The 14,277-nt window shown below is 56.3% G+C and carries 13 protein-coding genes and 2 pseudogenes; 6 read left to right on the plus strand and 9 right to left on the minus strand.

Annotated elements, in window-relative coordinates:
* Positions 1–5 precede the first annotated feature (5 nt).
* The 4 genes and pseudogenes from RLEG4DRAFT_RS26760 to RLEG4DRAFT_RS26770 all read left to right on the plus strand — a co-directional run bounded on the left by RLEG4DRAFT_RS26760 (position 6) and on the right by RLEG4DRAFT_RS26770 (position 3,618).
* Entirely contained in the window at positions 6–1,931 is a 1,926-nt protein-coding gene (locus RLEG4DRAFT_RS26760; protein WP_037094823.1) for a hybrid sensor histidine kinase/response regulator, read from the plus strand.
* A gap of 215 nt (positions 1,932–2,146) precedes the next feature.
* A pseudogene (locus tag RLEG4DRAFT_RS39290) lies at positions 2,147–2,290 on the plus strand (pseudoazurin); the annotation flags it as partial.
* A gap of 84 nt (positions 2,291–2,374) precedes the next feature.
* On the plus strand, positions 2,375–2,701 hold the full coding sequence (locus tag RLEG4DRAFT_RS26765; RefSeq protein ID WP_003581465.1) for a hypothetical protein: 327 nt from the start codon (positions 2,375–2,377) through the stop codon (positions 2,699–2,701).
* 191 nt (positions 2,702–2,892) lie between these two features.
* Positions 2,893–3,618: a response regulator gene (locus tag RLEG4DRAFT_RS26770; protein ID WP_003581467.1), complete on the plus strand. Its 726-nt coding sequence runs from the start codon at positions 2,893–2,895 to the stop codon at positions 3,616–3,618.
* 314 nt (positions 3,619–3,932) lie between these two features.
* On the opposite strand, the gene RLEG4DRAFT_RS58715 is transcribed toward RLEG4DRAFT_RS26770, so the two are convergent.
* The gene (locus RLEG4DRAFT_RS58715) at positions 3,933–4,382 is read right to left on the minus strand and encodes a hypothetical protein (RefSeq protein WP_348529959.1); all 450 of its coding nucleotides are present in this window, start codon (positions 4,380–4,382) and stop codon (positions 3,933–3,935) included.
* Here RLEG4DRAFT_RS58715 and RLEG4DRAFT_RS39295 point away from each other — a divergent pair.
* Positions 4,372–4,602: pseudogene (locus RLEG4DRAFT_RS39295) on the plus strand (transposase); the annotation flags it as partial. The gene RLEG4DRAFT_RS58715 and the pseudogene RLEG4DRAFT_RS39295 sit on opposite strands and share 11 nt — an antisense overlap.
* A gap of 214 nt (positions 4,603–4,816) precedes the next feature.
* Here RLEG4DRAFT_RS39295 and RLEG4DRAFT_RS47260 read toward each other — a convergent pair.
* From RLEG4DRAFT_RS47260 to nifH, 8 genes are all read right to left on the minus strand, one after another.
* Complete coding sequence (locus RLEG4DRAFT_RS47260; protein ID WP_003581472.1) at positions 4,817–5,131, minus strand: hypothetical protein; 315 nt, start codon at positions 5,129–5,131, stop codon at positions 4,817–4,819.
* Complete coding sequence (gene nifN, locus RLEG4DRAFT_RS26785) at positions 5,094–6,482, minus strand: nitrogenase iron-molybdenum cofactor biosynthesis protein NifN (protein ID WP_003581474.1); 1,389 nt, start codon at positions 6,480–6,482, stop codon at positions 5,094–5,096. Before nifN ends, RLEG4DRAFT_RS47260 begins: the two co-directional genes overlap by 38 nt.
* Entirely contained in the window at positions 6,467–7,945 is a 1,479-nt protein-coding gene (gene nifE / locus RLEG4DRAFT_RS26790) for a nitrogenase iron-molybdenum cofactor biosynthesis protein NifE (RefSeq protein WP_003581476.1), read from the minus strand. The genes nifN and nifE overlap by 16 nt, the downstream gene beginning before the upstream one ends.
* 53 nt (positions 7,946–7,998) lie before the next feature.
* Positions 7,999–9,531 (minus strand): nitrogenase molybdenum-iron protein subunit beta, encoded by a 1,533-nt coding sequence (nifK, locus tag RLEG4DRAFT_RS26795; RefSeq protein WP_003581478.1) that lies wholly within the window; start codon positions 9,529–9,531, stop codon positions 7,999–8,001.
* A 75-nt stretch (positions 9,532–9,606) separates the two neighbouring features.
* Complete coding sequence (locus RLEG4DRAFT_RS26800; protein WP_003581480.1) at positions 9,607–9,981, minus strand: thioredoxin family protein; 375 nt, start codon at positions 9,979–9,981, stop codon at positions 9,607–9,609.
* A 43-nt stretch (positions 9,982–10,024) separates the two neighbouring features.
* The gene (locus tag RLEG4DRAFT_RS39300) at positions 10,025–10,333 is read right to left on the minus strand and encodes a thioredoxin family protein (protein ID WP_003581482.1); all 309 of its coding nucleotides are present in this window, start codon (positions 10,331–10,333) and stop codon (positions 10,025–10,027) included.
* A 122-nt stretch (positions 10,334–10,455) separates the two neighbouring features.
* Entirely contained in the window at positions 10,456–11,922 is a 1,467-nt protein-coding gene (nifD, locus tag RLEG4DRAFT_RS26805) for a nitrogenase molybdenum-iron protein alpha chain (protein ID WP_003581484.1), read from the minus strand.
* An 87-nt stretch (positions 11,923–12,009) separates the two neighbouring features.
* Positions 12,010–12,897 (minus strand): nitrogenase iron protein, encoded by an 888-nt coding sequence (gene nifH / locus RLEG4DRAFT_RS26810; protein WP_003581486.1) that lies wholly within the window; start codon positions 12,895–12,897, stop codon positions 12,010–12,012.
* A gap of 530 nt (positions 12,898–13,427) precedes the next feature.
* Here nifH and RLEG4DRAFT_RS26815 point away from each other — a divergent pair.
* Positions 13,428–14,276 carry an electron transfer flavoprotein subunit beta/FixA family protein gene (locus RLEG4DRAFT_RS26815; protein WP_003581488.1) on the plus strand — a complete coding sequence of 283 codons (849 nt, stop codon included), beginning with the start codon at positions 13,428–13,430 and terminating at the stop codon, positions 14,274–14,276.
* The last annotated feature ends 1 nt before the right edge of the window (position 14,277 follow it).

Consider the following 14,277-nt stretch of genomic DNA (forward strand, 5'->3'; position numbering starts at 1 on the left):
CGTTCATGCCCCACCGCCTCGTATCACCGAGAACCGCGTCGCCCCAGGAACTGGATGCAATGGTGCACATGCTGGATGGAGCAGACATACTCGTCCATCGTTTTGACGAAACCATCACGCACTGGTCCATCGGCTGCGAGAACATGTATGGCTGGGCAAGGGAGGAAGCCGTCGGCGAGAAGGTCTACGAACTGCTGGCGACGAGATTTCCAGAACCGGCGGAAGACATCCGCGACCAGTTGAAGTCGCGCGGCTTCTGGCAGGGTGAAATCATCCACCGTCACAAGAGCGGGCACGATATTCATGCCGCGTCCCGCTGCGTCCTGGTCAATCTGCCGGATGGCGACCTTGCCGTCATCCAGACGAATACCGACGTCAGCGCGTTGAGGCGCGCTCAAGAGGCGGTCAAATCCCGCGAAGCGCATCTGAGCTCGATTCTCGACACCGTGCCGGACGCGATGGTGGTCATCGACCACAAGGGAACGGTGCTCTCGTTCAGCAAGGCAGCCGAAAAACTGTTTGGAATGCCTTCCGATCAGATTTGTGGCCTCAACGTCAGCAACTTGATGCCGAACCCCCATCGCGACGCTCACGACGGCTATATCGATCATTATATCGAAACAGGCGAGAAACGCATCATCGGCTACGGGCGTGTCGTCACCGGGCAGCGGGCCGACGGATCCCAATTTCCGATGGAACTACATGTCGGCGAAGCGACGGCGAACGGAGAGCGGATCTTCACCGGTTTCGTCCGCGATCTCACCAGCCGGTTCGAAATCGAGGAAGACCTTCGTCAGGCGCAGAAGATGGAAGCCATCGGGCAATTGACGGGAGGCATCGCGCATGACTTCAACAATCTCCTCACCGTCATCAGCGGCAATCTCGAAATGATCGAGGACAAACTGCCGCCCGGCACCCTCAGGGAAATCCTCAAGGAGGCTCAGTCGGCGGCGCAGGACGGGGCAATCCTCACGGGCCAGCTGCTGGCTTTCGGCCGGCGGCAGCCACTGAACCCAAAGCATGCGGACCTCGGTCAGCTTGTGAGCGGCTTCTCGGACCTGCTTCGGCGAACGCTTGGCGAGGACATCAAGCTATCGACCGTCATCGAGGGGTCGAGCCTGAACGTCCTTGTCGACAGTTCGCAGCTGCAGAACGCCATTTTGAACATCGCTTTGAACGCAAGGGATGCTATGCCGAAGGGCGGCAGTCTCACAACGACGATCGCGCGGGTCCATCTCGATGCCGACTATGCAAAGATGTACCCGGAGGTGCGCAGCGGCACCTTCGTGCTCGTCACCATGACGGACACCGGCATCGGCATGAGCGAAGAGGTCAGAAAGCGCGCGATAGAACCGTTTTTCACGACGAAGGAGGTCGGCTCGGGCACGGGTCTCGGGCTCAGCATGGTCTATGGTTTCGTAAAGCAGTCCGGCGGGCACCTCCAGCTTTACAGCGAGCTGGAACGCGGCACGACGGTCAGGATATATCTGCCCGCAATCAACGAGACGAAGCCTCTGGAGCCCACGCTGGATCATGGCAGCGGCGAGAGCCCGCTGCCACGCGGCGACGAAACTGTGCTTGTCGTCGAGGATGATGCCCGCGTCCGCCGCGTGGCCGTCGCCAGGCTCACGTCAATGGGCTACACGGTACTTGAAGCCGAAAACGGCCACCGCGCGCTCGAGTTTCTGCGAGAAAACGCCCACATCGCGCTCCTCTTTACCGACATCGTGATGCCGGGCGGGATCACCGGCGACGAACTCGCACGTGAGGTGCGCGTTTTGCAACCCGATATCGCCGTCCTGTTCACGTCAGGATATTCCGAGCCTGGCCTTGCGGGCAAAGGCATCGTTCCCGGCGCTCAGTGGCTGCGCAAGCCTTATACCGCAAGGGAGCTGGCCTTGATGATCCGCGAGCTTCTCGACGCGACATAAACTCCATAGCAACCATCGCCTGTCCATAAACCGACCTTGGCGCAGGCGAACAGCGCTGGCCCAAAGCGTGTCTCGTCGGTCGTGTCCCCCACCTTTCGGACGATGCGGGCCGCATCAGCCGTTCTCCATTTGACCAGCATCAAAGAGGCCGGGCCGAGCACGTCCTCGAAGATGTTCACGCCGTCAAATCGACCTCGCCGAACAGGGGATATGCAATGCGTTTGAAATTCGGGTTGATCGCCGCAGCGGCAGCATTGATGGTTTCGGCAGGACCGTTAATGGCTACCGACCACCAGGTTCAGATGTTCAACAAAGGCACGGACGGGGGCATTGTGTTCGAACCCGGCATCGCATTGATCGAGGTCAAAGTGTCTTCCTCCTGACTTCGTACCTTGGCAGGAAGCTAGAGGCCGCAGCGACCAGCCTATGACAGGAGCGATCGAATGCCGTATGAAGTCGTCACAGCAAGCCTGAACACAATGGACAAGTCTGGGCGCATCGACGTGCGTTTCGGTCCCGAGATGAAAACCGTCGTCGTCTCTCGACGCGCATTGCTGTCTGTTGCCTCGCCGCCCCGCGCAACCGAAGTGCGCCTTCTCGAATATGTCGGCATGTTCTGCGACATTGCGGCGAGCCGTCTCCGCTCGGAAGCCCTTGGCAACGACACACTTCTGATCACCGCAAACGATGTCCGTAGATGGCGCCACGCCTGGCAATCATCAGAAGTGTCGGCAGACGCGAAAGCGTCATACCGACCTCTTGTGGTTTGAGCTGGATCCGGAGTTATTGTGGCGCAATCATTGGTGAAGAAATGGCGATCGCCGGGAATCCGCTCCCGCCTCCGGCAAATTTCGTCCTACTTCCGACGAGGACAACAACCCGGCTGCTGATGACACCGAAAGGGCGAGCATGTTAAAGACGTGGATATTCGAAACGGCCTGTAACGAGCAACGGATGGACGATGGCAACAGCTCAGCAAGACGCCCATCTTCTCGTCGTTGACGACGATCCGCGCATTCGCCAGATGTTGACGCGCTATTTCGAGGATGAGGGTTACACAGTCTCTTCCGCCTCTGACGGCACCGAGATGCGGATACGCCTGCGCCAGCAGAGTTTCGATGCCATTCTGCTCGATCTCGTGCTTCCCGGGGGTACTGATGGTCTCGATCTTGCTCGGGAGATACGCGCCCAATCCGACGTGCCGATCATGATGCTGACGGGTCGCGACGATGTCGTCGACCGGATTGTCGGCCTCGAAGTAGGCGCCGACGACTATATCGCCAAGCCTTTCCATCTTCGGGAGGTTCATGCGCGTTTGAAGTCGATCCTGCGGCGCCGGCAGTCTTCGCCGCGCAGCGCCGAAGCCGCTGCAGAGGAGGTCATCGGTTTCGAGAGATGGAAGCTCGACCTCAGCCGCCGCCAGCTCCTCGATCCAGAAGGTGTTGAAGTCGAGTTGACGACCGGCGAATTCGATATGCTGATGACCTTCGTGCGCCACGCCGGCCGGGTGCTGACCCGTGACGTGCTGATGGATTTGACAAGAGGTCGAAATCTCGAAGCCTTCGACCGGACGATTGACGCCCAGATCGTCCGGCTCCGCCGCAAGATCGAAGCCGACCCGAAGAAGCCCCAGTTCATCAAGGCCGTGCGCGGTGTCGGTTACGTCTTCACCGCTAAGCTCGATTGAGGGTTTCGAAATCTGCTGGAGTTGATAGCCGTCTTCCGCTTTGCGCTTCGTTGGAACGATTGACGCGGGCGAGTTTTGGCCGTCTCGCCGACTGTGCCTGCGGATGCGGCCACCCACGCGATAGCGGTCGCCGCCTCGCCAATCTTTCTTGCGAAAACTGGGGAAGCATCGGCTATTCGGTTCGGCTGGCGATCACAACTGGTATAGCGACCCTTGCCGGCTTGTTCCTGACGTGAACAGCCCGCCTGCGCTCCCTTCATTGGGCAAGTGAGAACGCAGCAGACCGACTGTCCGCATGCTGCGCATGCACCTTCTCAGGCGACGAGGTCATCTGAGCTGATACGGATGCGCCCATCTCGCTCGATATCGCCGCGATCGTACTTCGCAGAGGCAATCCGGCTGAACAGATCGATATTTTCCTGAAGTCGGCTCTCGTCGCAACGCGGCGGGTCCGCGATATCGAGCAGGGCTTCCTTTTCGATGACGACCATCTGATTCGTGCCGTCCGCATCCATCATTAGCAACGCTTCGTCGCCGGAGGACTTCATCATTCCGCTGACCAATTTCAATGACATTGCATTATCTCCGGGCTGGGTGATGTGCTTGGAAAACCTGCCGCAGAAATGCCTTTGACTGTTCGGGCAAGCTACCGGAAACCTTATCCCGCGACAGCAAAACCGACCTTGATATATATCAAAGGGAATGAGGTGACGATCGCCACATACCGGGCGTTGCGGCTCCTTTGTCTGGTAGCGGGACGCCATCAAGGCGGCCGGCGCCGGACTATGGTTCCTGCCGAAATACTCCCCCGATCAAAATCCGATTGAGCAAGCCTTTGCCAAGATCAAGCACTGGATGCGCCAGGCTCAAAAACGAACTGTCGATGACACCTGGCGTCATCTCGGGTATCTCACCGAAACTATCAAGCCAGACGAATGTGCAAATTATTTCGAAAACGCTGGGTACGCTTCCGTCAAACCTTGAAACGCTCTAGCGTTGAAGGTCAGGTTGTCCATCTCAGTCAGAAAAGGACTGGAAGTCCGTGAGCATAGATGCCCCGTCAGTGACGAGGGCCGTGGCAATCAGTGACAGGAATGTGCCTGAAACGTATGTGCCAACAAACTTATTCGAGTAGGTTTTCTGCTTCAGCGCCCGACTGCAAGATCCGGGATGTTGCCAACAACGTTTGTCCATGTTTTTATATGAGTTTCTTCGAGTCGAAGTTGGGATAGTTCGTGTAAATATAGTCGTAAATTAGGCCACCAATCGCGACGAGATTGTCCTGGTTCTCGTTCATGATCCCGCTGTACTTCGGATCATCGGTTTTTTGTCCAATGAGGTGGAACTGTATCGTGCCCTGGTCGTTGGCGACCTTGTCATCGCTCGGGGGATCGGCATTAGCCTGGGCCAGAACCAGCGGCTTGGCATGAAAGAAAGGGCGTGCTGCATCGTAGCCTTTGTTTGGATAGGCCTGTTCATGATCGTTGATATTCACTGCGGATGTGCTTGGCATGCTGTCTCTCCTGCTGTGAGATCTGAACGGAGGGCGCGAGCGGACGGTAAATCGTGTGGGTCAGTTGAACTATGTTGGTGACGTCGAAGATCATGTCTCGGGTTCCTCGATAAAGGATTTTGAGTTTATGCTGGCTGCCTACACGGTCGAAGACGGGGAAGCCAACCCGCAGCAGCGGAACGGCAAGGCGTTCTGCGGCCTGTCGACCATGGGAGTGCGTGACGAGTAGGTCGGCATCCGCGGCGAGCTGTTCCAGGTCACCCAGATCACCCACCTTGACGGTATCGGCTGGTATAGTTTGCAGTACCTTTGAATGCGCGGTGGTGGTGACCGCGGCTGTAATGACCGCGCCCATACCGACAAGAAATTGTGCAAACTGAAAGAGCTGGTCCGGTTCGCAGGCGATTGCGATCTTCTTCCCTGCCAAGGTAAAATGCCCATTGAGCATCGCCTCCTGCAACTGCATTCGGGCACGACGGACAGCCGTCGGCGCGTTAGCACGCGAAATCGCTGTAAGGAGCCATGTGAAACGGTCGGCGTTATTCAGGCCCGTGAGAGATTCGAACATCACGTATGGTAATCCAGTCAGGCCCTGCAAAGCTTCAGCCGGTCGGCGCATGTGTTCGCCGATGGCGATGCACTGTGTTGCCGCCCCGAGATCGCGGATATGCTCCACCTTCGCGCCACCGCGTGCGATCGGGATCCATCGATCGCGGATAGCTTCGTCCGGCCCGCCGGAGACGTCAGGCAAAATGAGGGGCGTTAAGCCGAAGCCCTCAACGGTTTCTCGCAGATGCTCTACATCGGCAACTGTCATGTTTGAGCCAGTCAGAATCACGACCTTCGCCGGATCTCGATCCTGCGTTCCGGGCCCCGTGATTGCCTCTATCATAGCCGTAACAGCCTTCGACCACCCCTCCTCTAACGCCCCTGCGAAGTCGGGAGTACGTGCGAGTACCACTTCCGTATCAATGGGGTCTCTCGGCCGCGCGCCTTTGGCATTGAAGATATCACCTGCAATATCTTCGTCTCGTGTTTCTGCCACGGCGGTAGTGCAGATCCCGATCAGCCGGGGCCAGGTGCGAGCTTTTAGCTTGACGAGAGCTTTCTCAAGAAAATCTGCGCCGCCCACCACCGTCGCGATCTGGTCCATTGCAGTAGCGTGCAGCGGGACCATATGCTTGAAATGTCTCACAAGCAGCACCAGCACGAAACTGGTACATCCCTGGCTGCCATGAAGTATTGGCAGCGCGCCGTCGATGCCCAAAAAGGCCAAGGCAGCGCCCAGCGGTTGAGACGATTTTAGAGGGTTGATCGCTACCGCCTTTATTTGAGCTAGGATACGTGCCATAATTCTTGCCTCAAATGCAAATCACTTGCGCCCTCTCCGGCAGACTTGGATAGGAATATTGATCCTTCCGCCGGTTTCGCAGCGTTAACGGATCGCTTCCACGGCGCCGGTTCTCGCAACTGCGCCCAGACGGGGTTGTGGATTGCCAAATCAATCTGGCGTGCTAGTTCCACCATGCCGTCGTAACCGGCGTAAGCATGCTGGCGCTCCTGATTGACGTCGAGCCAGGGAATTTTCGCCTCAAACGCGACGAACTGAGTGCGTCCGCCCGAGAGCATGATATCTGGCTTGTGTTCACGCAACATCGCATACAGCTCGCTCGCTGCCATCGATTGGTGAAGATGGTTCTCATCCTTAAGCATCTGCTTAATTCTCTCTTTGTCCCCGATAGTCGATTTCCTGACGGATGTACCAACAATTTCCATGCCGATTTCGATCAGCGCGTGCACGATGGACCAGGATTTGACCCCGCCGGTGTTCAGATGAATGCGCTTCCCCTCAAGCTGACGCCGATACACCTCCAGCTTCATCCAGGCTCTCTCCTCCTCTTCTGCTAAGAGAGCCTCGACGTGATGGAGCAACGCGAAACGAGCGCCTTTTTTTACGAGCAGTTGGGCAATCCGCCGAAGGGATTCGGAGGTGCTGGAAATGCCGTAGAAGGAGCCTTCGAAAAATGGAATATCCCAGCGTTCTTCCATCTTGCGGGCAAGATTGATGAGAGCACTGGAGCACACCATCATAGCTGCACGAGAGCGGTGCGCAGAGGCAACTTGCGCGTAGCACGCGTCCCCGGGGATGCAGGCACGAACACGGATGCCAAGCCTGTCCAATAGAGGTTTTACCGACCAGAACTCCCCGGACAGGTTGAATTCACCGATAACATTGATGTCGTGTGGGCCCGGATCATCGACCTCCACCGTGCCTATTACGTGATCCAGCAGAGCTTCGCCGGCGAGCCTGTTCCCGAGGTTCTTCGAACCGCCGAAGCCCGGCGACTTCACCGGCACCACTGGGATTGCGAACTTTCGCGCCGCGCGTCTGCACACCGCAGCTATATCGTCACCGATCAATTCGGTGACGCATGTTGCGTAGACGAAGATTGCCGCCGGCGCATAACCTTCCTTGATCTCTCCGATCGCCTCGAGAAGCTTCCGCTGACTAGCTCCCGTCACTATCTCGAGTTCGGTAAGATCAGTGGTGAAACTTGTGCGCCAAAGAACTGGACCTGACGACGCCGCGCCCCGGTTGTCCCAGGAATTGCCCTCGCACGCGAGTGGTGCGTGGACGAGATGCGCGACGTCGGTAATCGGCTGCAGCACGACCTTGGCTCCGTCGAAGGCACAGCCACCGCCGGCTGCTGATCCAGACGATGCCTTCTGACATGCCGTGATTTCCGTCCTGCAGTATATCTCGGCGGAACGCTCTCCGGTGTCATGTTGTGTCTGGGTCTCGGTTAAAGACATTGCGCAGCTTTCCAATGCAATGGTGAGATGGCCGGCCTACGCCGGCCAGGCACTTAGCGCGTGAGGTCGTACGACACGCCTGGGCACATGGTCTCCTCATCAAGCCTGTCGAAGATCTTGTCGAGAATGGCTGTTAGAAGACGCAATCCGCCTTGGTAGCCCATGATCGGAAAGCGATGGTGGTGATGGCGGTCAAAAATCGGAAAGGTAAGTCGGACCAGGGGAGTGCCAGTGTCACGCTCGAGGTACTTGCCATAGGAATTGCCGATCAGAAGATCCACTGGTTCCGTCAAAAGAAGCGAGCGCATTGCCCAGAGGTCTTTCCCGGCCCACACCTGCGCACCTGCGCCGAACGGAGAGGATGCGAGCAACTCCTTCATCTCCGCTTCCCAAGCTGCCGTGCCGTTGGTCGCAAGGCAGTGTGTGGGCTCGCCACCGGTTTCCATGACGAAGCGCGCCATCGCGTAAACGAAGTCCGGGTCACCGTAGATTCCGTATTTCTTCCCATGCAACCAGGATTGACTATCGGCCACGGCATCGATCAAGCGACCCCGATCACGATCGATAGCTTCAGGAATTTCCCTCTTGGAAAGCTCAGATATCTTCATCAGGAACTCGTCCGTAGCCCCGACGCCCAGCGGGTAGTGAAACGAGGCGGTGGTCTGACCAAGCTCGCGGCAAAAGTCCAAGGTCTTGCGCGTATTGTAGTGCTGCAGTGATATTGTCGCCTCGGCATGTTTCGCTGCCTTCACGTCATCGATCTTTGTCCCTCCGTCATACATGCGGTACGTGCCGTCGGAAGGTGTGTCGAACTGGTCGGAGGCGTCTTGAATGAGAACGTAGGTCACTCCCATCGTGTCGAGCAGGCGCTTTATCTCTCGATTGTTGCCAACGCAGAAGCCATCGAAGCCTGGAATGATGTTGACGAGTGCTGGCGTGGGCACGCGTTTAGTGCTCTTCCAGAAATTTTCCAGAATGCCTTTGACCATGCTGTCATAACCATCGACATGGCTGCCGACGAAGGCTGGGGTATGGGCGAAGGGTACGTTGAAATCGGCTGGAACGGAGCCTTCATTTTTGGCATTTTCAATGAAGCCGTGAAGATCATCGCCAATGACCTCCGCCATGCAAGTCGTCGAGACCGCGATCATCTTTGGGTCGTAGAGCTTATAGGTGTGGGCGAGTCCATCTACCATATTTTTCAAACCGCCAAATACAGCCGCGTCCTCTGTCATCGAAGACGAAACGGCAGACGACGGTTCCTTGAAATGGCGTGACAGGTGCGAGCGGTAGTATGCCACGCAGCCCTGACTGCCATGGACAAACGACATCGTCCGCTCGAACCCAGCCGCTGCGAAAACCGCGCCAAGCGGCTGACAGGCCTTCGCGGGATTTACGACAAGCGCTTCGCGAGCCAGGTTCTTTTCTCGATATTCCCATGTCCCGGTGAATTCGAGCTGAGCAGGAACGACCTCATCCGGATGCGGACATTCGAACTCCAAATTCTTGGTGGCGAACATCTTCTGGTATTCCGGCTCCCAGAACAGAGCAGTATGATCGAGAACCTTCTCGGCCGATTGCGGCATAGTTTTTCATCCTTTTTCGCCGCGAATGCGGCTGCATAAACACTGGGAGACGCTGCTTTTGCTTCTCCCTTCGAACTACGACCAGTCAGCTATCGCGCGATATAGCCAATCGACGATATCGGGCTCCGAGATTTCACCTGAGAAAGTGTCAACGACCTTCCCAACGTTAAAGATTTTTAGGTCCGGGATTTCCATCACGCCAAATTGTGAAGCAAGTTCCGGATTCTCATCGACGTTGATCTTGACAACTTTGATAATGCCCTCGTCGGCAATTTCTTGGAGAATTGGAGCAATCATCTTGCAGGCGTCGCACCGCTCAGCAAAGAAATCGACCAGAACGATCTTTTTCGATTCCACAACTTCGAGATGGAAGTTCCGTGCATTGATGGTCTTCACAGAGTTATCGACCGATTGCGGCATGTTTTGCCGCGAATGCGGCTGCATAAACATTGGGAGACGCTGCTTTTGCTTCTCCCTTCGAACTACGTGCGATTTATCCAGTTGACGATGCAGTACTTTGGTGTTGCGCTGAGAACGTGCGACGACCTTTCCCGCCGTGGAAGATTTTAAGGGTCGGAGTTGGCACCACGCCAAATCGTGCGGTGAGTTGCGGATTCTTGTCGACATTCAGCTTAACAAATTTGACAATGCCCTTCATCTCGCCGGCAATTTCTTCGAGGATTGGGGCAATCATGGTGCAAGATTGACTCCAAAGGAGACCAGAAATAGACGAGAACGATCTTTTTGATTTCACGACTTCCGAATGGAAGGTACGTGCATTAACGGACTTCAGAGAAGTCATGACTTTTGCTCCACTTAAAGTAGAGATGCTTACAAAGCATACGTCTTACATCTCGCCGCTCAGCAACGAGTGTAATCATCTAGGCCACAACTGCAGTCAACGCGGGCATTGGGGCAGTGCGTTTATTTCCATGGCGCGTCATAAAGAGACCAAACCGGATTATTGATGGCAAGATCCATGTCCCTGGCAAAGATCGCGAAGCCGTCGTAACCGTGATACGGACCAGAATAATCCCAAGAATGCATCTGACGGAAAGGTATGCCCATTTTTTGGACGGGATATTTTTCCTTGATGCCAGAGCCGACGAGGTCCGGGCGAATTGCCTCGATGAATTTCTCGAGTTCGTAGCCGGTCACATCATCGTAGATAAGCGTTCCCTTTTTGACATAGTGGCCGGTGCGTTCATAATCGTCGCCATGACCAAATTCGTAGCCGGTGCCGACAATCTCCATTCCGAGATCCTCATAGGCGGTGATGACGTGGCGGGGACGCAATCCGCCCACGTAGAGCATTACACTTTTGCCATCGAGGCGCGGGCGGTACTTCTCGGTCACCCCTTTGACGAGAGGCTGATAGCTGGTCATGAGCGCTTCGGCCCTGTCTTGCGTCTCCGGCCCGAAAAAGGCGGCAATATTGCGCAAGGAGGCTTCGATCTGGGAAGGACCAAAGAAGTTATACTCCATCCAGGGAATGCCGTACTGTTCCTCCATATGCCGACAGATGTAATTCATGGACCGGTAGCAGTGGACGAGGTTGAGTGTGGCTTTTGGCGCACGCTCCACCTCCGCGAGTGTGGCGTCCCCTGACCAGTTGCCGACCACCCGCAGCCCAATTCCCTCCAGCAGGATACGCGAAGCCCACGCATCGCCGCCGATATTGTAGTCACCTATAACGTTAACGTCGAAGAGACCGGATTCGAAATGGGTATCTTTCTTATCGAAAACCCAGTCGCGTATCGCGTCGTTGGCGATATGATGGCCAAGCGATTGCGATACGCCGCGAAAGCCCTCACATCGCACCGGCACGATCGTTTTGTTGTGCTCCTTGGCCTTCTTGCGCGCCACAGCTTCTATGTCGTCTCCAATCAATCCGATTGGACACTCGGACTGCAAGCTGACACCATTGTTCAGTGGAAACAATTCCTCGACTTCGTCGATGAGCTTCTCGAGCTTTTTATCGCCACCAAAAACGATATCCTTTTCTTGAAAATCGGACGTAAATTGCATGGTAACGAAGGCGTCGACACCTGTCAGGCCGAGGTAATAGTTGCGGCGCTGCGACCAGGAATACTGCCCGCAACCGACGGGTCCATGGGATATGTGGACCATGTCCTTGATCGGCCCCCACACGACACCCTTCGAGCCGGCATAAGCGCAGCCGCGAACGGTCATCACGCCCGGAATGGACTTGATGTTCGATTTCACGTCGGTCTCGCAAAGCGTATCTGAGTCCTGCTCGATTGCCTCTCTGCCCTTTGCGACACCAAGATGCTTTTTGCGGCGCTTAGCCGTCTTATCCGGGTACCGCGAGAGTACCTCGCCTATAAGCCTTGTGTTAAAGTCTTTATCGTTCTCGTAATCGAGGCTCATCGGCCTTTCCTCTCTCGAAGGTTCGAATGGAACCCCACAAGGCGGCATGGGTGTTCGACCACCGCGCCTGGTCCGCGTCCCCCGCCTCTAGGATACCACCTGCCCCTCAATGGGGATAAGTTCTTCAAGCATCTGCTCGTCCGACTTCATGATCCCGAAGTCGAGCAGCATGTCCTCCAGTTCCTCCATGGCGATAGGAGTAGGGATAGTGCCCTTTCCCGAATTTGAGTGGATCTTGTGAGCCAACGATCGATATTCCGCCGCTTGCTTGGAGTGCGGCGCGTATTGGATCACGGTCATCTTTCTAAGCTCTGCATGCTGAACGATGTTGTCGCGCGGCACGAAGTGAATGAGCTTTGAGTTGAGCTTGGCGGCCAGCGCTTCAGCGAGGTCCAGTTCACGGTCGGTCTGGCGCTCGTTACAGATCAGCCCGCCCAGCCGCACGCTTCCGGCGCTGGCGTATTTGAGGATGCCCCTCGCGATGTTGTTTGCAGCATAAAGGGCCATCATCTCACCGGACATCACGATGTAAATTTCCTGGGCCTTGTTCTCACGGATGGGCATCGCGAAGCCCCCGCATACCACGTCACCGAGCACGTCATAGGAGACATAGTCGACATCGTCGTAGGCGCCGTTTTCTTCCAGGAAGTTGATCGACGTGATAACGCCTCGTCCGGCGCAGCCAACACCCGGTTCAGGGCCGCCAGACTCCACACATTTGATGCCTCCGTAACCGACTTTGAGCACATCGCCGAGTTCCAGATCTTCAACCGAACCCTTCGATGCGGCTAGATGGAGGACGGTGTCCTGCGCCTTCGAGTTCAGGATCAATCGGGTTGAATCAGCTTTTGGGTCGCAGCCGACAATGAGGATCTTCTGCTTAAGTTCGACCAGGGCGGCGAGCGTATTCTGGGATGTCGTGGATTTGCCAATGCCTCCCTTTCCGTAAAACGCGATCTGACGCAGAGCAGCCATTCATACTTCCTTCACGTGTTTGACTGACCGAAATGATGCCGCGACATCGCACGCGGCTGGTTCCGTCGCAGCCGCAGAACAACTTCAAGAGCCGTGCCAATTGAAGGGATTGAGGAGCGGATTGGACATTGGTTGTTGTTGCAAACATTTAGCGGAATAAAATGCCGGACCAGAGTATGCTGCTTGTCACAAAGCCGACAAAGACGACGACAGATGTCGTACATATGTCATGAGGCCCAGAATAGGCCGCAGAGTCTAAGCCCCAATGCCATCTACTTCAGTCGAATGAGCTGCATTTCACGCAAATGCCGCCAATCGTGGCGTTCCGCAATAAAACGAAGCCGTGCTGCATCCCGCCAAGCACATGCAGCCACCCCTGTCGCAAACCTGACAAAGCTGTCGCACTGTCGACATCTGACTAAGCCGTCGCCCCGAAACACGCAAGGTAACCAACGCGCGATAGGTTCGGCACGACGAGTGCTAGGACTGGCCCGTATACAAACCTACACTCTGTGGAGCCCAGGAACAGCATGAATATCGTCGTCTGCATAAAACAAGTCCCTGACTCCGCCCAGATCCGGGTTCATCCGGTTACGAACACCATCATGCGCCAAGGCGTGCCGACAATCATCAACCCTTACGACCTTTTCGCCTTGGAAGAAGCACTCAGACTGCGTGACCGCTACGGGGGTGAAATTACTGTTCTTGCCATGGGCCCGCCGATGGCGAAACAAGCGCTGGAGAAAGCTCTGGCACACGGGGCAGACCGAGCTGTGCTCCTGAGCGACCGTCGCTTCGCCGGATCAGACACGTTGGCGACTTCGTTTGCTATCTCGCGAGCAATCGCGAACCTTGGCCTTCGCCGTGCGCCTGAAATCGTCCTGACCGGTAAGCAGACGATCGACGGCGATACCGCTCAGGTAGGCCCTGGGATTGCCAGGCGTCTCGACCTGCAACAACTGACCTACGTAACGAAAATTGTTTCGGTCGATCTCCGTGCCCGAGAGATTACGGTGGAGCGCCGCTCGGAAGGTGGCACCCAAACGTTGAAGAGCCGACTACCATGTTTGATCAGTGTCCTTGAAGGCGGCAACGTCATCCGTCGCGGATCTGTCGCTGACGCATTGCGTGCCGCGCGAACGCAAATCGAAAGCTGGCGTGCAGCCGACGCCGGTATTGTGGAGATAGCTAAATGCGGATTGAGCGGATCGCCGACGGTCGTCAAGCGCGTATTCGCGCCCACCCCACGGGCTGAAAGAGCAATCCAGATCGGAGCAATTGGAAACGAGAGCGGTCGGCTCGCTGACGAAGTAATCGCATCGATCTTCGAGCACCAACCCGCGTTGGAAGCGAGCATTCAACCCAACGGGCTCACGTGAA

Source organism: Rhizobium leguminosarum bv. trifolii WSM2297 (assembly GCF_000271845.1).